General features: G+C 68.5%; 19 protein-coding genes. 4 read left to right on the forward strand and 15 right to left on the reverse strand.

Annotated elements, in window-relative coordinates; genetic code table 11:
• Nucleotides 1-11: 11 nt before the first annotated feature.
• Complete coding sequence (locus H0264_RS34030; protein WP_181581336.1) at nt 12-2,060, forward strand: glycoside hydrolase family 15 protein; 2,049 nt, start codon at nt 12-14, stop codon at nt 2,058-2,060.
• A gap of 23 nt (nt 2,061-2,083) precedes the next feature.
• Here the strand turns inward: H0264_RS34030 and H0264_RS34035 are convergent, their stop codons facing one another.
• From H0264_RS34035 to lepA, 3 genes are all read right to left on the reverse strand, one after another.
• Nucleotides 2,084-3,898 carry a P-loop NTPase family protein gene (locus H0264_RS34035; RefSeq protein ID WP_231084472.1) on the reverse strand — a complete coding sequence of 605 codons (1,815 nt, stop codon included), beginning with the start codon at nt 3,896-3,898 and terminating at the stop codon, nt 2,084-2,086.
• Entirely contained in the window at nt 3,895-6,372 is a 2,478-nt protein-coding gene (locus H0264_RS34040) for a hypothetical protein (protein WP_181581337.1), read from the reverse strand. Before H0264_RS34040 ends, H0264_RS34035 begins: the two co-directional genes overlap by 4 nt.
• Before the next feature lie 269 nt (nt 6,373-6,641).
• Nucleotides 6,642-8,492: a translation elongation factor 4 gene (gene lepA / locus H0264_RS34045; protein WP_231084470.1), complete on the reverse strand. Its 1,851-nt coding sequence runs from the start codon at nt 8,490-8,492 to the stop codon at nt 6,642-6,644.
• Nucleotides 8,493-8,648: 156 nt separating this feature from the next.
• On the opposite strand from lepA, the gene H0264_RS34050 reads away from it, so the two are divergent.
• Nucleotides 8,649-9,230, forward strand: a complete 582-nt coding sequence (locus H0264_RS34050) for a type II toxin-antitoxin system PemK/MazF family toxin (protein WP_181581338.1) — start codon at nt 8,649-8,651, stop codon at nt 9,228-9,230.
• A gap of 93 nt (nt 9,231-9,323) precedes the next feature.
• Here H0264_RS34050 and H0264_RS34055 read toward each other — a convergent pair whose 3' ends face one another.
• The 4 genes from H0264_RS34055 to H0264_RS34070 all read right to left on the reverse strand — a co-directional run bounded on the left by H0264_RS34055 (nt 9,324) and on the right by H0264_RS34070 (nt 13,671).
• Complete coding sequence (locus H0264_RS34055) at nt 9,324-10,103, reverse strand: aquaporin (RefSeq protein WP_181581339.1); 780 nt, start codon at nt 10,101-10,103, stop codon at nt 9,324-9,326.
• Nucleotides 10,104-10,137: 34 nt separating this feature from the next.
• Nucleotides 10,138-10,980 (reverse strand): transglutaminase family protein, encoded by an 843-nt coding sequence (locus tag H0264_RS34060; RefSeq protein WP_181581340.1) that lies wholly within the window; start codon nt 10,978-10,980, stop codon nt 10,138-10,140.
• 67 nt (nt 10,981-11,047) lie between these two features.
• On the reverse strand, nt 11,048-12,016 hold the full coding sequence (locus H0264_RS34065) for an alpha-E domain-containing protein (protein WP_181581341.1): 969 nt from the start codon (nt 12,014-12,016) through the stop codon (nt 11,048-11,050).
• Between the two features lie 65 nt (nt 12,017-12,081).
• Nucleotides 12,082-13,671 carry a circularly permuted type 2 ATP-grasp protein gene (locus H0264_RS34070; RefSeq protein WP_181581342.1) on the reverse strand — a complete coding sequence of 530 codons (1,590 nt, stop codon included), beginning with the start codon at nt 13,669-13,671 and terminating at the stop codon, nt 12,082-12,084.
• A 217-nt stretch (nt 13,672-13,888) separates the two neighbouring features.
• On the opposite strand from H0264_RS34070, the gene rpsT reads away from it, so the two are divergent.
• Together rpsT and H0264_RS34080 are read left to right on the forward strand one after the other, a co-directional pair.
• Nucleotides 13,889-14,152 carry a 30S ribosomal protein S20 gene (rpsT, locus tag H0264_RS34075; RefSeq protein ID WP_181581343.1) on the forward strand — a complete coding sequence of 88 codons (264 nt, stop codon included), beginning with the start codon at nt 13,889-13,891 and terminating at the stop codon, nt 14,150-14,152.
• A gap of 226 nt (nt 14,153-14,378) precedes the next feature.
• A complete protein-coding gene (locus H0264_RS34080; protein ID WP_231084466.1) occupies nt 14,379-15,125 on the forward strand; it encodes an LGFP repeat-containing protein in 747 nt (248 codons plus the stop codon).
• Between the two features lie 19 nt (nt 15,126-15,144).
• Here H0264_RS34080 and holA read toward each other — a convergent pair whose 3' ends face one another.
• From holA to nadD, 8 genes are all read right to left on the reverse strand, one after another.
• Nucleotides 15,145-16,116, reverse strand: coding sequence for a DNA polymerase III subunit delta (gene holA, locus H0264_RS34085; protein WP_181581344.1), 972 nt, complete (start codon nt 16,114-16,116; stop codon nt 15,145-15,147).
• The gene (locus H0264_RS34090; protein ID WP_244976031.1) at nt 16,113-17,486 is read right to left on the reverse strand and encodes a ComEC/Rec2 family competence protein; all 1,374 of its coding nucleotides are present in this window, start codon (nt 17,484-17,486) and stop codon (nt 16,113-16,115) included. Before H0264_RS34090 ends, holA begins: the two co-directional genes overlap by 4 nt.
• A 332-nt stretch (nt 17,487-17,818) precedes the next feature.
• Complete coding sequence (locus tag H0264_RS34095) at nt 17,819-18,691, reverse strand: ComEA family DNA-binding protein (protein WP_181581345.1); 873 nt, start codon at nt 18,689-18,691, stop codon at nt 17,819-17,821.
• A gap of 117 nt (nt 18,692-18,808) precedes the next feature.
• Nucleotides 18,809-19,651, reverse strand: coding sequence for a DegV family protein (locus H0264_RS34100; protein ID WP_181581346.1), 843 nt, complete (start codon nt 19,649-19,651; stop codon nt 18,809-18,811).
• A 17-nt stretch (nt 19,652-19,668) separates the two neighbouring features.
• On the reverse strand, nt 19,669-20,559 hold the full coding sequence (octT, locus tag H0264_RS34105) for a diglucosylglycerate octanoyltransferase (RefSeq protein WP_181581347.1): 891 nt from the start codon (nt 20,557-20,559) through the stop codon (nt 19,669-19,671).
• Nucleotides 20,549-21,199 (reverse strand): histidine phosphatase family protein, encoded by a 651-nt coding sequence (locus tag H0264_RS34110; RefSeq protein WP_181586042.1) that lies wholly within the window; start codon nt 21,197-21,199, stop codon nt 20,549-20,551. The genes octT and H0264_RS34110 overlap by 11 nt, the downstream gene beginning before the upstream one ends.
• 8 nt (nt 21,200-21,207) lie before the next feature.
• Nucleotides 21,208-21,624: a ribosome silencing factor gene (gene rsfS, locus H0264_RS34115; protein ID WP_181581348.1), complete on the reverse strand. Its 417-nt coding sequence runs from the start codon at nt 21,622-21,624 to the stop codon at nt 21,208-21,210.
• 4 nt (nt 21,625-21,628) lie between these two features.
• Nucleotides 21,629-22,279, reverse strand: coding sequence for a nicotinate-nucleotide adenylyltransferase (gene nadD, locus H0264_RS34120; RefSeq protein WP_181581349.1), 651 nt, complete (start codon nt 22,277-22,279; stop codon nt 21,629-21,631).
• Between the last annotated feature and the right edge of the window lie 10 nt (nt 22,280-22,289).

Below are 22,289 nucleotides of genomic sequence, written 5' to 3' on the forward strand. Positions count from 1 at the left end.
ATCATGAACCAATGGAGTCTTTCGACGAACCGGAGACCTATCAGCGACCGCTCGGCAGCGAAACCGACAGTCTCGAACCTCTCCCGATCGAAACACCACGCGATCCGGACGACCGGCCGGACGCCCAGCTCTCCGACGGCTACCTGCCCACACCGGCCGGAACCACCCGGCACTCGGCCTACCCGCCGATCGACGACTACGCCTTCCTCTCCGACTGCGAAACCAACTGCCTGATCGCCCGCAACGGCGCGGTGGAGTGGATGTGTATCCCCCGCCCCGACTCCCCCAGCGTGTTCGGCGCCATGCTGGACCGCAGCGCCGGGCACTTCCGGATCGGCCCGGTCGGCCGCAATGTCCCCGCCGCCCGGCGCTACCTGCCCGGCGGGCTCATCGTCGAAACCACCTGGCAGACCGAGACCGGCTGGATCATCGTGCGCGACGCCCTGGTCATGGGCCCGTGGCACAACAACGACCGCCGCAGCAACACCCACCGCCGCACCCCCATGGACTGGGATGCCGAACACATGCTGCTGCGCACCGTGCGCTGCGTGAACGGCGTGGTCAATCTGGAGATGAGCTGCGAACCGGCCTTCGACTACCACCAGGAACCGGCCACCTGGGAGTACACCGGCGAGGTGTACGAGCAGGCCACCGCGCGCGGTTCGGACGGCGCCCCCACCCTGACCCTCACCACCGACCTGCGCCTGGGCCTGGAGGGCCGGGAGGCCCGCGCCCGCACCCGCATGGAGGAGGGCGAGGTCTGCTTCGTCGCGCTGTCCTGGTCGGACCTGCCGCCGCCGCGCACCTTCGAGGAGGCGTCGCAGAAGATGTGGCAGACCACCGAATGCTGGCGGCAGTGGATCACCATGGGACGCTTCCCCGATCATCCGTGGCGCGGCTATCTGCAGCGCAGTGCGCTCACCCTCAAGGGGCTGACCTACGCGCCGACCGGGGCCCTGCTGGCCGCGGCCACCACGTCGCTGCCGGAAACTCCTGGCGGGGAACGCAACTGGGACTACCGCTACACCTGGGTGCGCGACTCCACCTTCGCACTGTGGGGTCTGTACACCCTCGGCCTGGATCAGGAGGCCGACGACTTCTTCGCCTTCCTGCACGACGTGGCCAAAGGTGACGACGGGAAAGCCCTTCCGCTGCAAGTGCTCTACGGCATCGGCGGGGAACGCGAGATCACCGAGTCCGAACTGCCGCACCTGTCCGGCTACGACGGGGCACGGCCGGTGCGCATCGGCAATGGGGCGTACTCGCAAGAGCAGCACGACATCTGGGGCACCATCCTGGATTCGGTGTACCTGCACGTGAAATCGCGCCGGCAGGTGCCGGAAACCCTGTGGCCCATGCTGGAACGACAGGTGCAGGCGGCGATCGAGAACTGGCGCAAGCCCGATCGCGGCATCTGGGAGGTGCGCGGCGAGCCGCAGCACTTCACCTCCTCGAAGGTCATGTGCTGGGTGGCGCTGGACCGCGGCGCGAAACTCGCGGAATGGCACGGGGAATTCGACTACGCCAAGAAATGGCACGATATCGCCGAGGAGATCCGGACCGACATCCTCGATCACGGCGTCGACTCCCGGGGCGTGTTCACCCAGGCGTACGGCAGCGAAACCCTCGACGCCTCACTGCTGCTGGTGGTGCTGACCCGCTTCCTGCCGCCCACCGACCACCGGGTGCGCGCCACGGTGCTCGCCATCGCCGACGAGCTCACCGAGAACGGCCTGGTGCTGCGCTACCGCACCGACACCACCGACGACGGGCTGTCCGGCGAGGAGGGCTCGTTCACCATCTGCTCGTTCTGGCTGGTGTCGGCGCTCGTGGAAATCGGTGAGCTGCAACGCGGTCGGCAGCTGTGCGAGCGGCTGCTCGGCTACGCCAGCCCGCTCAAGCTCTACGCCGAGGAGATCGACACCAGCACCGGTCGTCACCTGGGCAACTTCCCGCAGGCGTTCACGCACCTGGCGCTGATCAATGCCGTCATGCACGTCATCCGCGCGGAGGAGACCCACCACGCGGGCCAGTTCACCCCGGCCCACCCGGAGCGCTGACGGCCGCCTTCGGCGAGAATCGTTCAGTACGAACGGTTCTCGCCGAAGGCGTCGGCGCGTTCGCGCAGATCCCGAATGCGCACCAGAGACTTCTCGATCTCGGTGAGCCGCTGCTCGCGCCCCTGACCGGAGTGCACGACGGCGGCCTCCTCGGCGGCGCGCAGCGAGGCGTCCACCGAACGCAGTGTGTGATTGGCGATCTCGGTGAAATGGTCGCGCAGATCGCGCTGCACCGCCCGCAGCCGGAAGCGCGATTCCTTGCCCACCTGGAAGATCACATCGTCCATGAGCCGCGCCACCGCCACCTTGGCCTCGGCCTGGCGGCGCTGCTTGCGCGAGCGGCGATCCTCCCACAGCGCGTGCCCGCCCAGCAGCACACCCGCCGCACCGGAATACCAGTTCACCAGCGACAGTCCCGCCGCACTGGTGGCCAGACCGACCATGAGGATGCCGCCGTAGGACCCGCGCACCGTGGTGAGCGCCTGATCGGTGATCCGGGTCTCCGCGCTGATCAGCGAATCCAGCGACGCCACATGCTCGAGCACCTCGCCGACATCACCCGGATTGTCCAGGCGCAGTTCGGGAGTCGGCACGCCGCTGTCGGGGAACTTGGCCGCCACCTGCTCGGCCAGCTCCACCGACCGGTAGTGCGCGATGACGAAGTTCTCCTCCACCGCCTCGCAGATCTTGGCGTCCAGCTCCGCGCCGAACTCCGGCCAGCGCTTGGCCGGATCACGCTTCATGATGTCGGCTTCGGCGTCGCGGATGAGGCTGCGCAGCCGGTGCCGCAGATCGTGTTCGGTGTCGGCCATCAATTCGGCCGCGCCGTCGGCGAGGGCGACCTGCCAGTTGGAGGTGCGGGCGCGCAGCTGTTCGGCTTCCTCGCGGGTGCGGCGCAGCTGTTCGGTGATGACCATGTAGCGGCGCGGGTCGCGCAGCGTCTCGGCCTCGGTGCGCAGGGCCAGCGCCAGATGATCGGTGATGAGCTGGATATCGCGGACGGCGGCGTCGGCGGCGACGGTGTCGGCCTGCCCCAGCACATATCCGCGTAGATGGTCGAGCAGTTGCGGCACACCGGATTCCAGATCCAGGCGAGTGTCACCGGTGGTGGCGGCCTGCTGGTGTAGTCGGGCCGAGGCCGGGGCGACCGCGAAGGCCAGCCCGGCGGCGTCGAGCAGCTGCCGGTCCCGCTGCTGCACCTGCGGCCACTGCGGGAACTGATCGATCTTGTTGAGCACGCAGATGACCGTCGGGCACACCTGCTGAATGCGCTGCAGCTGCTCGATCTGCGCCGTCGAGAACGGCGACCCGGCATCGGCCACATAGAGCACCGCGTCGGCCGCGGCCAGCAGCGACCAGGCGGCCGGGGTGTCGCCCGGCGAACCGGGCGCGTCCAGCAGCACGAAGCCCTCCGCCAAAAGCGGGCTGGGCTGGGTGAATTCGGCCCGCACCACGGTGCCGGTGCCGAGTTCGGCCGGCACGTCGGCCGGGTCCACGGTGTGGCGTTCGGCGGTCCCGCCGGGACTGGTGCGCACCAGGGTGGCAGTCGGCTGCTGACCGTATTCGGCGATCACCGGCACGCTGTCCTGCGTATCGGTGGCGCTGACCGGCGCGCCCACCAGGCTGTTCACCAGCGTGCTCATGCCGGACTTGGATTCGCCCAGCACCACCAGCCGCACCCGCGGATCGGCCACCCGGGCACGCGAAATACCCAGGCGCTGAGCGAGATCGGTGCGCCCGGCGGCATGGGTCAGCGCCAGCAGCTCGTCGAGCATCGCCACCAGCGGACCCAGCGCGTCCGGATTCTTCACCACGGCACGGTGTTCCGGGCGGCTCACAGGAGCAGCGTGTGGTCGTACCAACCGTGGCCCTGATGGTGGGTCTCGGCGAAAACGGGTTCGGGCACCAGCCCCGCGCTGAGACCGGCATGATGCGCGGCGTACAGGCCGGAATCGTCGGTCAGCGAGTGCGAGCCCGAATCGGTCACGGCCGCAACGGGTTTCACCGGCACGGGGGCGACGTCGATCGGCTTCTGCGTGGTCGGCACCTGCACGGTCGGCGGCACGACCGGAACCGACGGCACGGTCGCGGGCGCACTGACGGCCGGCGGGGCGGCCACGCTGGGGGCGGTGGGCACGTCGATGTCATTGGTGGGCACGGTCACCGTCGGATGGGTGGGGTTGTGCACCGTCGGCGGGTTGGTCACGCCGCCGTCGACATCGGTGGGCACGGTCACCGTCGGGCCGCCGCTGTGCGGCTGCGTGGTGATATCGGTGTCCCCGGTGACGATGGGCGCGGTGGTGCCGCCGCCGGCGCTGCCGCCCGTGGTGTTGCCACCGGCCGTGGTGCCGCCGCCGGTGGTCGCGCCGCCTGCGGTGGTGCCGCCCGGCGCGGTGGTGAGCGCGGGACCGGTGACGGTCGGCTTCACGATATCGGTGACGGAACCCGGCACCGTGGGCACGGTCGGCGCCGTCGGCGCGGTGGTCAGCCCGACACCGGTGTTACCGGTCGCGGGCACGCTCACGCTGGGCACGGTCGCGCCCGGGGCACTGGTCAACGGCACCGGCTGCGAGATCAGCGAGGCCGGATTGTCCGCCGTCCCGGGCTGATTCGCGGCGAGCACCGGCTGCCGGGCGCTGTCGAACAGTGCCGGCGCGGTGGCGGCGGGCGCGGTCAACGGCGAAACACCGGACGCGGTCAGCACATTCGCGACGGGATGCAGCGCGGCATCGGGCTGAATGGTGGTCTGCAACGGTGTGGTCACCACCGGCTGCGCGACAGCCAGCGGCGCGACGGGCGCGACCACGGCCGGAGCCATCGGCGCGACCGACACCGGCGCGACCGAGGCCGCCGGAGCGATGGCGGGGGCGGCGGGAGCCACCACGGCAGGAGCGGCAGCGGGCGCGACGGCACCCGATCCGATCGACGGACCGGCCGTGCCGACGCCGCCCATCGATGCGCCGGGCGTGCCCGCACCACCGAACGCAGCGCCGGGGGCGCCTGCGCCGTGACCCGGCACTCCACCGGATCCGCCGAGGGCCGAACCGCTCGCGGCACCCGCCGAACCGCCTGCGGCACCGGAAGTTCCAGTGCCGTGACCGGAACCGGCACCCGTACCGGAATGACCTGCGGCCGGACTCGATCCGGCCGCGACCACACCGGAACCGTGCGCACCCTCACCCGGAGCGCCGTGCGCGCCACCGGGATTCGTGTACCCACCGGCCGAGCCGTTCTGGGCGCCATGGGAATTGGCGGCGGCGCCGGGCGCATTGTTCACCGCGGCAAGGGGGTTCGCGGCATTGTCGCCGCCGGTCGCCTTCTCCAGCCCGGTCTTGATGGGCGAGTTGGTGATTCCGTCGTCCATGCGCTGCTGGAACTGGTCGAGCTGCGAGCCGACCTGTCCGACACCGATATTCACCGCGAGGTCCGAGGTCACCCAGACGCCGTCGAGGCCGACGTGCACGTCCAGGGCCCAGTCGGTGCCGACGAACACGCCGGTGCCGCCTTGGGCCGCACCGTTGTCCACGCCACCGGGCGCGGGGTTCTGGATGCCCGCGAGGTGGTTCGCGTCGCCGGGCAGCTGGAAGATGTCGGTGCCCATGAGCTTCATGCCCGGGATGTCGGGCAGCCCCAGCGCCCCACCGGAGTGATCCTCGATGGTCGGCAGCTGGAATCCGGCGTGCTGTCCGCCGTCGAGCGTCGGCAGCTGGAAGCCGGAGTTCGGTGCGCCGCCGAGCGTGGGCAGCTGGAAGCCGGCGTTCTCCGAGGCGCCGCCGGTGCTGGGCAGCGGCATTCCGGTGTGCTGGCCGCCGCCGGTGCCGGGCAGCTGGAAGCCGCCGCCGGGATTGCTGTCCATGGGCAGGCCGAAGCCCGAGCCGTTGTCGGTGTCGGGCAGGCCGAGACCGTGGAATCCGGACGGATTGGACTGGGAGCCGAGGCCCGTGAGGGTGAATCCGGCATCGGTGCCGTAGTGGCCGTTGTCGGCGGAGGTTCCGGGGATGCCCACGGGCGAGATGCCCGATCCGCCGCTGTACCCGGGTGCCGTGGCGCCGGGCGCGAGGTCGGGGAAGTCGAGCGTCGGGCTCGGCACATCCGCTTCCGGATCGTCGATCTGGGACCAGCCCACATTGCGGCTGTCGTGGTCGATGGCGGGGGTGCCGCCCTTGGTTCCGCTGGCGGCGATGAGCGCTCCGCCCGTGACATAAGCGCCGGCCCGGGCGACGCGCGCGACCCCGCTCGCGATGCGGTAGGCGGTGTCCTCCGCGTACTCGCCCGCTTCAGGATCATCGTCGAAGGGCAGATCACGCGTCATGCACAGGCTCCGCTCTCAGGTGAGCGGCGGCCCGCCGGAGCAGACCGCCGTTATCAAGTCTGTTTCACACCTTATTTCCGGATACTCCGGCTGTCACATCCGCCAGGTCAGTAACGGTGTGCACAGTGGTGCGACCCATAGCTTGTCACCCTGCATATCAAGACGGAAGCCCCTGTTTTCGGTTGCTCAACAAACCGCCCCATCTTCCAACCCCGTGCCCCGCCGCCGACCGGCAGGGGGCACGAGATCACCGAGAGCCGGGGGTTGCGCTATTTCTTGGGCTTGTCCGTGCTCGATTCGGTGGACAGCGCGGCCACGAAGGCTTCCTGCGGCACGTCGACCCGGCCGATGGTCTTCATGCGCTTCTTGCCCTCCTTCTGCTTCTCGAGCAGCTTGCGCTTACGGCTGATGTCACCGCCGTAGCACTTGGCGAGCACGTCCTTGCGGATCGCCCGGATGTTCTCGCGCGCGATGACCTTCGAGCCGATGGCGGCCTGGATGGGCACCTCGAACTGCTGCCGCGGAATGAGTTCGCGCAGCTTGGTGGTCATCTTGTGCCCGTACGCCTGCGCGGCGTCCTTGTGCACGATGGCCGAGAACGCGTCGACAGCCTCGCCCTGCAGCAGGATGTCGACCTTCACCAGCTGGGCTTCCTGCTCGCCGGCCTCCTCGTAATCGAGTGAGGCGTAACCGCGGGTGCGCGACTTCAGCGAGTCGAAGAAGTCGAAGATGATCTCCGCCATGGGCAGCGTGTAGCGCATCTCCACGCGAGTCTCCGACAGGTAGTCCATGCCGAGCAGTTCACCGCGCTTGGACTGGCACAGTTCCATGATGGTGCCGATGAACTCGCTGGGCGCGATGATCGTGCACTTGGTGATCGGCTCGAAGATCTGCTTGAGCTTGCCCGGCGGCCAGTCCGAGGGGTTGGTGACGATCTTCTCGGTGTTGTCCTCCTGGATCACCCGGTACACCACGTTGGGCGCGGTCGAGATGAGATCCAGATCGAATTCGCGCTGCAACCGCTCGCGGGTGATCTCCATGTGCAGCAGACCCAGGAAGCCGCAGCGGAAACCGAAGCCCAGCGCCACCGAGGTTTCCGGCACATAGGTCAGCGCGGCATCGTTGAGCTGCAGCTTGTCCAGGGCGTCGCGCAGGTCCGGGTAGTCGGAGCCGTCGACCGGGTACAGGCCGGAGTAGACCATGGGGCGCGGATCCTGGTATCCCGCAAGGGCTTCGGTGGCCCCGTCGCGCGCGGTGGTGACGGTGTCACCGACCTTGGACTGGCGCACGTCCTTCACGCCGGTGATGAGGTAGCCCACCTCGCCGACGCCGAGGCCCTGGGTGGGCTTGGGCTCGGGCGAGACGATGCCGATCTCGAGCAGTTCGTGCTGCGCGCCGGTGGACATCATCTTGATCTTGGTGCGCGGGGTGAGCTTGCCGTCCACCACACGCACGTAGGTGACGACGCCGCGGTAGGTGTCGTACACCGAGTCGAAGATCATGGCGCGGGCCGGGGCGTCCGCCTCGCCGACCGGCGCGGGCACGTCCGCGACCACCTTGTTCAGCAGTTCGGCCACGCCGACGCCGGTCTTGCCGGACACCCGCAGCACGTCCTCGGGCTCGCAGCCCACGATGTGCGCGATCTCGGCGGCGTAGCGGTCCGGGTCGGCGGCCGGGAGATCGATCTTGTTCAGGACCGGAATGATCTCCAGATCCTTCTCCAGCGCCAGATAGAGATTGGCCAGCGTCTGCGCCTCGATCCCCTGCGCGGCGTCGACCAGCAGGATCGCGCCCTCACAGGCCTCCAGCGCCCGCGACACCTCATAGGTGAAGTCCACGTGGCCCGGCGTGTCGATCATGTGCAGGACATAGTCCTCACCGTCGACCTGCCACGGCAGGCGCACGTTCTGCGCCTTGATGGTGATGCCGCGCTCACGCTCGATATCCATGCGATCGAGGTACTGGGCGCGCATGGCCCGCTCCTCCACCACCCCGGTGAGTTGCAGCATGCGATCGGCCAGGGTCGATTTCCCGTGGTCGATGTGCGCGATGATGCAGAAGTTCCTGATCCGCGACGGATCGGTGAACGTCGTATCGGCGAAGCTGCTAATCGGAGTCACTCCTCGGCATGGCAAAACAGCGGCATGTCAACCCGAAAGTCTACGTGCGCGCCCGACACGCTCGCGCCCCGGCGTTCCCCAGCCGCGAACTGCGGCTTCCCGCAGCACAATCCGGCCCGGATGAGAACCGGACGAACCGCCGCTAGGCTGCCGTTCATGGCCGGCAGGTGGAACGCTCTGGGGAAGCAGTTGGGGAATGTGGCTAAGGAACAGGGGCAGGAGCTCGTCCGCCGCCAGGCGCCCAAGCTGATGGGACGGGTGCAGCAGTCGTCGATGTGGGATCGGGCGCTGCGCGCGGTGACGACGCCGCGCAAGAAGCCCGGACCGGCGATTCGGCCGACCTCCTCGGCCGGGGTGCCGAGCCGGGAACGCGCGCGGCAGATCGTGTACAGCCCGCAGCTGGACGGGCGGGCGGATCCGGGTGAAGTGGTGTGGACCTGGGTGCCCTACGAGGAGGATCCGACCAATGGCAAGGACCGTCCGGTGCTGGTGGTCGGGCGGGAGGGCCGGACGCTGCTCGGATTGATGCTGTCCTCCAATGAGGAACACGCGCATCACCCGAACTGGGTGGGCATCGGCGCGGGGCCGTGGGATCACGCGGGGCGGGCCAGCTGGGTGCGGCTCGACCGGGTGCTGGATGTGCCCGAGGCGGGCATCCGGCGCGAAGGCGCGATCCTGGAGCGCAAGACCTTCGATCTGGTCGCGCACCGGCTGTGCGCCGAATACCACTGGCACTGAATACCTTCCGTCATCCCGGCGTGCCTTTGGCCGGGATCCACAACCAACCGTGTGGATCCCGGCCAAAAACGTGCCGGGATGACGAGGGCGGGACTAGCTCACCAGATTCCGGGAACGGCCGAACAGAATGCCGTAGACCAGCGACCCGAGCACACCGCCGATCAGCGGGAACACGATGAACACCCACAGCTGCGCGGGCGCTCCGTCCTGATAGAACGCGACGGCGATACTGCGCGCCGGATTCACCGAGGTGTTGTCGACCGGAATCGAGATCAGATGGATGACCGCGAGCGTGATGCCGATCGACAGACCCGCCAGCGGCACATCCGAGAGCTGATCGGTGGACGCCAGCACCACGAACACCAGCAGCGCGGTCAGCACGATCTCGACCGTGATGGCCGCGGCCAGCCCGTACCCGTTGACGGTGATGCCCGCGAGCTCGGTCGCCGACGGGCTGTGCGCACCCCAGCCGTTCGCCCCGAGACCGTCCTTGGCCCGGTCATAGCTGGGCAGGTTCTTGGCGATCGCGTAGATGACCGTGCCGCCGAGCAGACCGCCGACGATCTGCGCCACCCAGTACAGCCCCGCGACCACCGCCGAGATCCGCCCGAGCAGGAACTGCCCGACCGTCACCGCCGGATTCACATGACAGCCCGAGATGGGCCCGATGGCGTACACCAGGAACATCAGCGTGAACCCGAAGGCCAGCGCCACACCGAGATAACCCACCCGGTCCCCGGCCAGCACCGCGGTGCCGACACCGCCGAGCACCAGCACAAAAGTGCCGAGGGCTTCGGCGAACAGTTTCCTGCCCAAGGGAATCGGTTCGAGCTCCGTTAGTTCTTCGACGACTTCCTGTGCTGTGGGAGACATCAGACACCTTCCGGATAGTCCTTTGAGTCACGCATCACGCGAGCCGAGTGATCTCCACAACCACCTCGAGATCGGTCGAGCCGCTTCCGCTGAAGATACCTTTCAAAGGGGGCACATCGGCGTAATCACGACCGACACCGACTGAAACGTGTTGCTCCGTCACAGGGATGTTGTTGGTCGGGTCGTAGCCCCACCACTGCCCGGTCCAGGCCTCGATCCAGGCGTGCATCTGGCCCGCGACCGTGTGCCCGACCTCGGCGGCCGGGTCGGGATGCAGATAGCCGGAGACATAGCGGCTGGGGATTCCCATGCCGCGCAACAGCAGCAGGGTCAGGTGCGCGTAATCCTGGCAGACGCCTCGCCTTTCCGCGAAAGCCTCCACGGCGGAGGTGTGCACGGAGGTGGTTCCGGCCAGGTAGTTCATCTCTCGGTGCACCCATTCCGCGCCACGCACAACGGCTTTGGCGGGCGGGACGCCCCGGGCGAGTTGCCGGGCGACGGGGGCGAGACGGCGTTCACGCGGCACATACGCGGTGGGCGTGAGCAGTTCGTCGAAACGATCGGCGATGGCGTCGTGGCGCAGCTGCTCCCAGGACAACTCCTCGGCGGGCCCGGCGAACGGCTCGGTTTCCACCACGGAGGCGCTGGTGACCTCCAATTCGGTGTGCGGGGCATGCAGATCGAAGGCGGTGACAGTGGTGCCCCAGTAGTCGGTGTACCGGTAGGAGCGGGTCGACGGCACCGTCTCGACGCGGTTGAGGATGACGTTCTGCCTGCTGTCGGCACGCGGGGTGAGCCGCGCCTCGTTGAACGATCGCGTGACCGGCGCGTCGTACACATACCCGGTGGTGTGCACCAACCGCATGCGCCAACTCATGCTGTGACTCCTCGGTATGAGCGGGGCCCTGCGTGGTTACGCAAGCTGCCGCCTCCGGGCCTGACGCTCATACCGCCTCCTCCACCCGCGAGGTGTCGCGGCCGTGCAGACCGGTCCAGGCGACCCAGGATTCGGCGTGGAAGTACTGCAGCGCCACGGCTTCTCCCACTTCGCGACAGGTTTCCTGGAGCCACAGCAGGCGGCTGGGGAGGTCCTCGAGCAGGACGGGCGCGGGCAGGAATTCCAGTTCGCTGCGGGCGCGGCCGAGCAGCCGGTGGGCTTCGTGCCTGGCGGCGAAACGACTGTTGGGGCGTTGATCCAGTTCTTGCAGACAGGCTTCGGCCACCCGCAGGGAATGGAAGACCGAGCGCGGGAAAAGCCGGTCCAGCAGGATGAATTCGGCGATCTGATTGGCATCGAGAACGCCGCGGTGGGTGCGCAGATACGGATCGTGCGCACCGGCGGAGCGCAGCACCGTCACCCACGCCGGGGAGGACGTGCGATCACCCGCGCGTGAATGCAGCAGGCGCACAGTCATATCCACGCGTTCGATGGAACGCCCCAGCAGCAGAAACCGGTAGCCGTCGTCCCGGCTCAGGGTGGAATCCGAGAGTCCGGCGAACATGGCGGCCCGGTCGGTGATGTAGTGGCAGAACTGATGTGGGCCCAGCGCTCTGGCCGCGCGCTCGGCATTGGCCAGCCCGTTGTAGGTGGCATTGAGGCACTCCCACATCTCGGTGGAGGTGACTTCCCTTGCCCCGCGCGCATTCTCGCGTGCCCGGCTGATGGAATCGACGATCGAACCGCCATTGTCGTGCCCGAAGGCCACCAGTTCGGTCACCGACCACACATCCAATTCGTGGCCGGGCGGCTCGATTCCGAGGACTTTCAACAGCACCCGCGACGTCCGGTCCGGATCCACCGTCGCGTCCTCGAGGAGCTGATGCACCGCGACATCCAGAATGCGCGCCGTATATTCGGCGCGTTCGACATATCTGCCGATCCAGAACAGGGATTCGGCATTGCGCGCCAACATGGTTCTGCCCTCGCTGCCTCCGCTTCGCTCCGGCGCCCGTGCGGCCCTCGCGAATGCTGTTGTCGTTACTGCTGTTGCTGATTGGCCCGCGTCGGCGAGGGCTCTCGGGACTGATCCCGGTCGCGGGTGATGTGGAGTTCGCTCACCAGCTGCGATCCCGCGAGTTCGCGCTGGGCGACGGAGGTGCGCGGGGCGAGCACCCAGGTGTCCTTGCTGCCCCCGCCCTGACTGGAATTCACCACCAGCGACCCGTCCGGCAGCGCCACCCGCGTCAAACCGCCGGGGAGAACGAAGATGTCGTCGCCGTCATTGACCGCGAACGGCCGTAGATCCACATGCCTGGGCAATAGTCGCCCGCCGACCTTGGCGGGGACCGTGGACAATTGCACGACCGGCTGCGCGATCCAGCCGCGCGGATTCGCCTTCACCTTGCGCCGAACCGCTTCCAGCTCTTTGAGATTGGCGTCGGGGCCGATCACGATCCCGTAGCCGCCGGAACCTTCGACCGGCTTCACCACCAGTTCGCCGACCCGATCCAGCACCTCGTCGCATTCTCCGGGTTCCCAGCAGCGGTAGCTGTCGACATTGGGCAGGATCGGTTTCTCGCCCAGGTAGTACTCGATGAACGCGGGCACATAGGTGTAGATGAGTTTGTCGTCGCCGACGCCATTGCCGACGGCATTGGCCAGCACCACGGTGCCCGCGCGCGCCGCATTGAGAATGCCGGCGATCCCGAGCATCGAATCCGGGCGGAACTGCATGGGATCCAGGAAGGTGTCGTCGATGCGCCGGTAGATGACGTCCACCTGCCGCTCCCCGGCGGTGGTGCGCATGTAGACGACATTGTCACGGCAGAACAGGTCGCGCCCCTCGACCAGTTCCACGCCCATCTGCCGGGCCAGCAGCGAATGCTCGAAATAGGCCGAGTTGTAGACGCCGGGCGTGAGCACCACCACGGTCGGGTCGGCCTCGTTGGGTGCGGCGGCGCAGCGCAGGGCGCGCAGCAGATGACTCGGATAGTCGCCGACCGCGCGCACCCGGTGCGAGGCGAACAGATCGGGGAACACGCGCGCCATGGTGCGGCGGTTCTCCATCACATACGAGACGCCCGACGGGGAGCGCAGATTGTCCTCGAGCACCCGGAAGTCGCCGTGCTCGTCGCGGATCAGATCGATCCCGGCCACGTGGATGCGCACGCCGTTGGGCGGCACCAGGCCCGCGGCCTCGCGATGGAAATGCTGGCAGGAGGTGACCAGCCGCATGGGGATGACCCGGTCGCGCAGAATCATCTGCTCGCCGTACACGTCGGCCAGGAAGGCTTCCAGGGCCAGCACCCGCTGCCGGATGCCGCGCTCGAGTTTGGACCATTCGGTGGCGGTGATCACGCGGGGCACCAGATCCAACGGGAACGGCCGCTCCTGACCGGACAGCGAGAAGGTGATGCCCTGATCGACGAAGGCGCGGGCCAGCGCTTCGGCGCGAGCGGCCAGATCGTCGGCGTCGATGGCCGCCAGCGCGGCGAAGATCCCCCGGTAGGCGGCTCGCGCCCGGCCGGACGGATCGAACATTTCGTCGTAGGCCCGCGCGTATTTGCCGGGACCATAGCCGTCGAAGACACCGCCCGCGGCACCGTCGATCTCGAGAGCGCCCCTCATGCAAAAATAGTCCGTCACGCAGGGGCAACACGCTGCCGGACGGCGATAAATTTCTGATTTCGAGCCGATCGCGAGAAGGGCCGATTTCATACCCCGGCGTGTTGCCTGGTAGCCTCGATTGCTGGCGCTGCCCTACATGCCCTCTACCTGTAGTGCGCGGCCCGACGAACTTTGCACCCCGCATACCCACCAAACGAAGGAACACGAGGAAACAGGCGTGGCCAACATCAAGTCCCAGATGAAGCGGATCCGCACCAACGAGCTTGCGCGTCAGCGCAACCAGTCGGTCAAGTCCGCGCTGCGCACCTCGATCCGCAAGTTCCGCGAGGCCGCTGCGGCGGGCGAGAAGGACAAGGCGGCCGAGCTGCTGCAGAGCGCGAGCAAGAGCCTGGACAAGGCCGCCTCGAAGGGTGTCATCCACTCCAACCAGGCCGCCAACAAGAAGTCGGCGCTGTCGCTGGCTTTCAACAAGCTCGGCTGATTTTCTCCGGTATCACTACCGGCACAATGCTTTTCACAGCCGCCGTGGCCACGAAGACCACGGCGGCTTTTGTCGTACAGTGCCGCCTCTCCGCGCCTTCTGCGCACGGCTCGGGTGCCGTCGAGGTCGTGCACGCGCACCACGCACTTGCCGTTGCGGGCGGTTCACAGCAGGATGGCCAACAGACTGTCGGGGGTTTCCGATATGACCTGCGTTGGGAGAACTTGTGACGCCGCTGGGTAAGAATCGTTTCTGGCCGCGAGGCGGGGTGGCGGTGGGGGCCGTCGCGCTCGCCCTGACCACCGGGCTCGGAGTGGCCGCGGCGCGGCCCATCGGGCCGTTCGAGGTGGGCGGGGCCATCGAGGCCGCCTACGACCGGGTGGGTGGCGAGGCGTTCTTCGGCGAACCGCTCGGGCCCGAGACCGATTCCGCGGGCGGCGGCAAGAAGCAGGACTTCGCCAACAATGTGTCGATCTACTGGACTCCGGCCACCGACGCGCATCCGGTCGGCGGGGCCATCCGCGACAAGTGGAACAATCTGGCGTCCGTCAACGGCACCCTGAAGTATCCGGTGGCCGATGAGGGCGCGACCGCCAAACCCGGCCGCTTCCAGCTGTTCCAGGGCGGCACCATCTACTGGTCCGTCGGCACGGCCGCGCATTCCATCAGCGGCAAGATGCTCGAGAAGTACGGCTCGGTCGGCTGGGAGAACAGCGCCCTCGGCTTCCCCATCACCGATGAGACGGCCGCCGGGAAGAAGAACGGCCGCGGCCAGCTCTTCGCGGGCGGCGCGATCTACTACACCCAGAGCACCGGCGCCCACATCGTGTGGGGCGCGATCCGCGACGACTGGGTCCGCAATGGCGCCGAGAACGGCCGCTACGGCATGCCCACCGGCGACGAGTACGACTACGAGGGCGGCAAGGCCCAGGAGTTCGAGGGCGGCCGCATCGTCTGGCAGCCGTCGGCCTAACCGACGAAAACGCTCTCGCTCAGGCGTTTTCGCGCAGGTCGAGGATGCGGGCGAGGGCGTGCTCGAGGGCGTAGTTGGCGTCGGCCGCACCGCCCTTGACGTCGGCATTGAGCCCGGCGACCACCTGGAGGGCGGCGCCGATGGAGGCGCCGTTCCAGCCGCGTGCCTGGCCCTGGGCCTTCTTCACCTTCCAGGGCGGCATGCCGAGATCACCGGCGAGCTTGAAGGGGTCGCCGCGGCCGGCCGAGCCGACGCGGGCGATGGTGTGCACGGAGTCGGCGAGGGCATCGGCCAGCAGCACGGCGGGCACACCGCGATCGGTGGCCCAGCGCAGCGCCTCCATGGCGGCGGCCCGATCCCCGGCCACCGCGAGATCGGCCACATCGAAACCGGACACCTCGGCCTTGCCGGAGTAGTACTGCCGCACGGCCGCCACATCCACCTTGCCGCCGGTGTCGGCGACCAACTGCGAACTGGCCGCGGCCAATTCCCGCAGGTCGGACCCGATCGACTCGATGAGGGCGTGCACCACGTCCGCGGACACCCGGACATTCGCGGCCCGAAACTCATTGCGCACGAACTCGACCCGCTCACCGGCCTTGGTGAGCTTCGCGCAGTTGTGCACCTGCGCGCCCATCTTCTGCAGTGCGGGCGCGAGCGCCTTGGCCCGCCCGCCCCCGGAATGCAGCACCACCAGCACCACCCCGTCCGGCGGCGCCTGCGCGGCATCCTGAATCACCGCGACGGCGTCCTTACCGGCCTCGGCCGCCGACTCCAGCACGATCACCCGGTCCTCCGCGAACAGCGAAGGACTCAGCAACTCCGCCAACTCAGCGGTACTGGCATCCCCGGCCCGCAGCCGATCCACCGGCATGGACTCCGGATTGTCGGTGGCGGCCCGCGCCTGCGCGGTAATCGCCGCCACCGCCCTGTCGATCAACAATTCCTCGTCACCGAGCACGAGATGCAGAGGCGCGGGTCGTTGGCTCACGCCCCGATCCTACGAGCCCGCCCCGACAAGCCCGCACGAGGACGGCACATCGCTCGCCCCTCCGCACGATGTGGCGCGGGGCGTAGCAGCGCGATGAGCACCGCGCAGACCGCGGCGGCGGCGACGCCGGATCGGACGCCGCTCGGCAGCACCGCCGAAGCACCCAGTGCGGCAGCCCGGTCCGACACGGTCAGCAGCCACCACAGCAGTGGTGCGGTGCAGTGCAGCTCCCATTCCGCCAGCGGGGACCACACGCACGACAGCAGCGCCCCGGCCGCACCGAGCACCGTAATCGGTGCGACCACGGGTTCCACCAGCACATTCACCGCGATGCCGACCAAGCTGAGGTGACCTGTCATGGCAACGATGACCGGTGCGGTCACCACGAACGCCGCCGCCGACACCGCCACCGCATCCGCCACCGGGCGCGGCCAGCCATGCCGCCGAAGCCATTCCGACCAGCCGGGCGCGAGCAGTACAAGCCCGGCCGTCGCCAGCACCGATAGCGCGAATCCTGCGTCCACGGCCAGCGCGGGCGACCACGCGAGCAGCAGAATGACCGCCGTACACAACGCAGGTAGCGCCTGCTTCCGATACCCCGTACACAATCCCAGCAGCCCGACAGCTCCCATGACCGCCGCCCGCAGCACACTCGGCGAAGGCCGGGCCAGAACCACGAACAGCACCAGCGCGATTCCGGCCACCGCGACGCCCACCCGTAGGTCCACCGTGAGCGCCCGCATCGAAAGCAACACCGCCCCAAGCAAAATCGTCACATTCGCACCGCTGACAGCAGTCAAATGCGCGAGATCGACCTCTCGAAAATCCGCCCGAACCTCCTCCGACAACCGCGACGTATCTCCGATCACCAACCCCGGCAACAGCCCCGCCGCCTCCTCCGACAACGACTCCTGTGCCGCCCCAGCGAAATTCGCCCGCACCCGCCCCGCCGCCCGCTGCCACCACGACGCCTCCCCCACCTCGACAGGCGCACCCTGTGCCCGCAACACCGCCACCGTCAGATCCGCCCGCCAAGGCTTGTCCACCCGAGCCCGGAACACCACCCGCTGCCCCGGCAACAACCCCCGCCACCCCGCCTCCCCAGAAATCACGACCACATCTCCCCCGGCCGAAACCCCCCGAACCCCATCCCGAAACTCGACAAGCTCAGCCCTGGTCATCCACTGCCGCTTTCTGGATCCCTTGGCAGACAACACCTTCGGATCATCCGCCGCAACCACGGTGACCCACAGCGAACTCCCCCGCACCACGTCCCGCAGCGGATGCGTCTGCACCCGATACTCCCGCCACGCCGCCGCCCCCGCGAACCCCGCCCCTATCAGCAAAGCGCCCACCAGGATCAGCCTCACGCGACCACCCCACCCCGCAGTTGCCCATCCCGCACCGGCTGACTCGGGAGCCCGCCCCCTCGGCCCGATCAGCCAAGGGATACGCCCCCTCGCCACAGCCGGCCCAGCCGCTCGGACAACCGACACCCACAGCCCCACAGCGAGAACCCCACAGCCGACCGCCAATCCCACCCCGACCCACCAGCCCAGCACTACCGTGGCAATCGTCGCTCCCCAGCAGCAAAGCGCCGCCGGTACCAGACGAGCATCGAGAACTTCCGGCGCAGCTGGCATTTCGGCATTCACATCGGCGGCCATGGGCGCTTCGCCGGGTGCGCGAGGTCCCGGGGCGGTCATATCGTCACCGAGTTGCGGAGGCGGGCGAGGCGGGAGGGGCCGATGCCGTCTACTTCGGCGAGTTGGTCTATGGAGGTGAAGCGGCCGTGCTGGGTGCGCCAGGTGAGGATGGCGCGGGCGGTGACGGGGCCTACGCCGGGGAGGGCGTCGAGTTCGGGTTCTGTTGCGGTGTTGAGGTTTACGCGGGTGGGAGGGGTTGTGGGGCGGGGGGATTCGGTGGGGGCCGCGGGGATGGCGGCGGATTGGGCGGCGTTGGTGAGGGTGCTGCCGTGCTGGGAGGTGGCGGGGTTGGGGTCGGTGCGGCCGATGACGATCTGGTCGCCGTCGTGGAGGGGCTGGGCCAGGTTGAGGCCAGCGAGGTCGGCTTCGGGGTGCGGTGTGGCGGCTTTGATGGCGTCGGCTACTCGGGAGCCGGGTGGGAAGCGGCGGAGGCCGCCGTGTTCGACCAGGCCTACGACGCTGACTACCACCTCGGCTGCCGTGGACGGGCGGGCACTGGTGGACGCCGGGGCGGTCGTCGCCGTTTCCGGTTGTGCCCCAGGGTTGTTCGCGGTTGTGCGGTGGTTCGGGTCGGTGGCGGCTACCGGGGTGATCGGTGGGACCGGGTGGGCGGCCGGCCTGTCGGTGAAGGAGGAGGTTGCGGCCAGCAGCACCACGAATATGCCTACCGCGGCGAGGATCAGGACGCCGCGGGGGCCGGGATCCCAGCGGGTGCCGTGGAAGCGTTCGGGGACGATCCGGTCGTGCAGGGTCTCGCCGGCGGTGCGGTCGGGACGCCAAGGGCGGGTGGGTGATTCGCCGAGAGCGTCATCGAGTGATTCGTCGTTCCAGCGGGCTCGGTGGAGGGTGGGTTCGTCGGTTCGGGGCATGGGGTCACGGTAGGGCCGAGGGCGAGCACGGCCCGAGTGGCGACCTGGCCTTTTCCGTCGGCCTGTGGATGCCGAAAAGTGATGTGAACAAGCGGATTCCGGAATGGAACGCGCAGGTCAGCCGCAGCCTCCGGGGACCACGAGGGCGCCGACGGCACCCATGCCGAGGTGCACTCCCAAGGTTGGTCCGAATTCGGCGATGATGAGCTCGCGAATGCCGGGGATGAGGTCGCGGAGCTGGGCGGCGATGGTGTGGGCGGCCTCTTCCGCACCCAGGTGCTGGACTGCCACGGCCGCGCCGTCGTCGCCGGCCGCATCCACCGCTGCCGCAATGAGTTTGGTGAACGCCTTGGAGCGGGTGCGGGCCTTCTCGCGCAGTTCCAGGCGGCCGTCCACGATCTGCAGGATCGGCTTGGTGACCAGCTCGGTGCCGAAGAACGCCGCGGCGCTGCTCAAGCGTCCACCGCGACGCAACTGCTCGGTGCGGTTCACCACGATGAAGGCGCGGCTGCGCACCGAGGCGGCGACGGCGGTGTCGTAGACCATGTCCAGGGGTACGCCGGTGCGGGCGCGGCGGGCGGCGGCCAGCACGGTGAGCCCGGTGCCGAGTCCGGCGCTGAGCGAGTCGACCAGTCGCACCCGGTCGGCGGCGTCCATATCGCGCACGGCCTGGCGGCCCGCTTCCCAGGTGCCGGAGAGCTGACGCGAAAGGTGCACGGCGACAACGCCATCGCCCTCGCTCAGCTCCAGCGCGCGCTCGTAGGCGGCGCGCAGGTCACCCGGCGAGGCCGCCGATGTGGTGACCGTGGACGAACCGTAGTCGATATCGCATTCGTCCACGCCCTCCCGGATCTCCCGGTCGTCGACCAGCACATGCAGCGGAACCGCGAGCACGCCCAGTTCGGCGCTGAGGTCGGCGGGCAAACTGGCCGACGAGTCGGTGACAACCACGACGGCCATCGGCTAGCGGACCTCCCTCATGCAGTCCGGGCCTCGCGCGCGGACGCCTCGGACAGCACCTTGACCATGGCGCGGGCGACGGCCTCGTGACCCTCCCAGCCCCAGTGGATGCCGTCCGGATTGGCTTCACCGTGGAAGACGTTGTCCCGCACGGCTTCTCCGAGGTCTACCAGCGGCACCGCATGCTCGGCCGCCCACTGCTGCACGGCCTGCACCATGGGCTCACGCCCGGTGTGCACGCAGGCGTACGCCTCGCACTTGTGCACGGACGGAAGCACTCCCACCACGGGCAGCTCGGGTCGCAACTGCGCCAGCGAGTTTCGCGACTGCTCCAGGTAGTCGACGCTCACCGACGGCGGCAGCGCCACCGGCCAGCCGAGCGGGGAAAGCTTGGGCTGCAACCAGTTGTACGCCTCGCGCACCCGCCGCCGCACCGACGACGGCCGCACGTACCGGATCAGCTCCCGCAGCGCGGTGGGCAGCGGCGAGGGCAGCGAATCCATTCCGCCGGTGGCGAATACGACCGCCCCCGCACGCGGCACCGCGGCCCACACGCGCGGGTCGCCGATCAGCGCCCAGTAGGCGTCCCGGCAGGTCCACCCGATCCGCGCCACCAGCTCCACATCCCAGTCGAGCTCGGCCGCAACCAGATTCGGCCAGATCCGCGGGTGGTCGGCGGGCAGTCCGCCCTTCGGCCCGAAGTAGGACAGCGAATCGCCGATGACCACGAGCACCTTGCGCTCACCGGCTGCCTTCACCTCGGCAACGGCATCGGTATCGCCCTGCGGCGCAGCGGCATCCGAGCCGAACAGCGCGTCCGGCAGCTGCCGGACCCGCTTCACCTCGCTGGCCTGCCGCAGCAGTTCGTCGGAGACTTGCCGTTCGCCGGAGCTCTCATCAGAGGACATCAGGTGCTACCTTCGCCGCCGCGTTCCACACATCGAGGCGCCACCCGGGCCGCTCGAAGCTGGGACCGTGGCTGCTCAGCTGCACCCAGCTGGTGTTGGCGAGCCCACCGAGGGCCGGCCAGTTAGCGGGCGGGAGCTCGAGCACTGCCGCGGTCAGCGCCGCGATCAGCCCGCCGTGCGCAACCAGGAGAATGGTACGGCCGGGCCAGTCCTCGCGCTCGTTGAACAGCTCGTGCACGACCGGCAGCGCCCGCGCGCCGACCTCGAGCTTGGATTCGCCGCCGGGCGGGGTGAAGGTCGGGTCCATGCGCCATTCCTTGCGCGCGCCCGGATGCATGGTGTCGACCTGGATGTGGTCCAGGCCCTCCCATTCGCCGAGGTTGGTTTCGCGCAGGCGCGGGTCGGTGACCACGGGCAGTCCGGCGTGGTCGGAGACGGCCAAGGCGGTGTCGTGCGCCCGCTTGAGATCGGAGGACACGATGTGCACCAGATCCCGGCAGGCCATGTCCGGTGCGCAGTCCTTGGCCTGACGCCGCCCCAGCTCACTGAGCTCCGTATCGATCTGCCCCTGCATGCGATCGGAGGCATTCCATTCGGTCTGCCCGTGCCGCAACAGAATCAGGCGCCGCACGCCGGCCATCTTGCTCACTACTGGTCCTCAGCCTCGTCGTCCCCGGCAGCCGCCGCGGCCTCGTCCTTGTGGGTGCCCAGCCCCTCGATCGGCACCTGCGGGCAGTCCTTCCACAGCCGTTCCAGGCCGTAGAAGTCGCGTTCGTCATTGTGCTGGATGTGGATGACGATCTCGATGTAATCGAGCAGCGCCCACCGGCCTTCGCGGGTGCCCTCGCGGCGCACCGGCTTGTATCCGGCCTCGCGCAGCTTCTCCTCGACATTGTCGACGATCGCGTTGACCTGGCGCTCGTTGGGCGCGGACGCGATGACGAAGCAGTCGGTGATCACCAGCTGCTCGGACACGTCGAGCACGACCACGTCGGAAGCCAGTTTCTCGTCCGCGGCCAGTGCGGCCACCGTGGCCATCTTCACTGCTTCAGCCGATGCGCTCACCCTGCTACCTTCCCTCTGCTCTTCCCAGAGCACCGTTTCGCGGCGCGTAGAGATGCCGCTTCGATATGTATTGCACGACCCCGTCCGGAACGAGGTACCACACCGGCCGCCCCTCCCCCGCACGCCGCCGACAATCACTGGACGAGATGGCCAGTGCCGGAATCTCGATCATCGTGACGGTGTCGGCGGGGTAATTCTTCAGGTGGTCGGCCAGGTGGTCGATATTCAATTCGTACCCCGGACGGCTCACTCCGACGAATTTCGCCAGTTCGAACAGTTCGGACCAATCCTGCCATGTGAGGATGCTGGCCAGTGCGTCCGCTCCGGTGATGAAGTACAGATCCGCGTCGGGATGCTGTTCGGCCAGGTCACGCAGGGTGTCGACGGTGTAGGTCTCCTTGCCCCGGTCGACGTCGGTGCGGCTGACGGAGAAGCGCGGGTTGGAGGCGGTGGCGATGACCGTCATGAGGTAGCGGTCCTCGGCCGGCGATACATGCCGGTCGGATTTCTGCCAGGGCTGTCCGGTGGGAACGAAGATCACTTCGTCCAGGTCGAAGCGCTGCGCCACCTCCGAGGCGGCGACGAGGTGACCATGGTGGATGGGATCGAAGGTGCCGCCCATCACCCCCAGCTTGCGGCGACCGTTCGTATGCACGAAAAGCGAG

This window comes from Nocardia huaxiensis (assembly GCF_013744875.1).
Lineage (GTDB): Bacteria > Actinomycetota > Actinomycetes > Mycobacteriales > Mycobacteriaceae > Nocardia > Nocardia huaxiensis.

Bases quoted from the DNA above. Each gene is read 5' to 3' on its own strand.
- H0264_RS34110 (WP_181586042.1), bottom strand. From the start codon at position 21,199: ATGGCCGGCGTGCGGCGCCTGATTCTGTTGCGGCACGGGCAGACCGAA.
- H0264_RS34070 (WP_181581342.1), bottom strand. From the start codon at position 13,671: ATGAGGGGCGCTCTCGAGATCGACGGTGCCGCGGGCGGTGTCTTCGAC.
- H0264_RS34050 (WP_181581338.1), top strand. From the start codon at position 8,649: ATGGCCGGCAGGTGGAACGCTCTGGGGAAGCAGTTGGGGAATGTGGCT.
- H0264_RS34030 (WP_181581336.1), top strand. From the start codon at position 12: ATGGAGTCTTTCGACGAACCGGAGACCTATCAGCGACCGCTCGGCAGC.
- H0264_RS34055 (WP_181581339.1), bottom strand. From the start codon at position 10,103: ATGTCTCCCACAGCACAGGAAGTCGTCGAAGAACTAACGGAGCTCGAA.
- octT (WP_181581347.1), bottom strand. From the start codon at position 20,559: ATGTCCTCTGATGAGAGCTCCGGCGAACGGCAAGTCTCCGACGAACTG.
- H0264_RS34040 (WP_181581337.1), bottom strand. From the start codon at position 6,372: ATGACGCGTGATCTGCCCTTCGACGATGATCCTGAAGCGGGCGAGTAC.
- H0264_RS34095 (WP_181581345.1), bottom strand. From the start codon at position 18,691: ATGCCCCGAACCGACGAACCCACCCTCCACCGAGCCCGCTGGAACGAC.
- H0264_RS34060 (WP_181581340.1), bottom strand. From the start codon at position 10,980: ATGAGTTGGCGCATGCGGTTGGTGCACACCACCGGGTATGTGTACGAC.
- H0264_RS34100 (WP_181581346.1), bottom strand. From the start codon at position 19,651: ATGGCCGTCGTGGTTGTCACCGACTCGTCGGCCAGTTTGCCCGCCGAC.
- H0264_RS34065 (WP_181581341.1), bottom strand. From the start codon at position 12,016: ATGTTGGCGCGCAATGCCGAATCCCTGTTCTGGATCGGCAGATATGTC.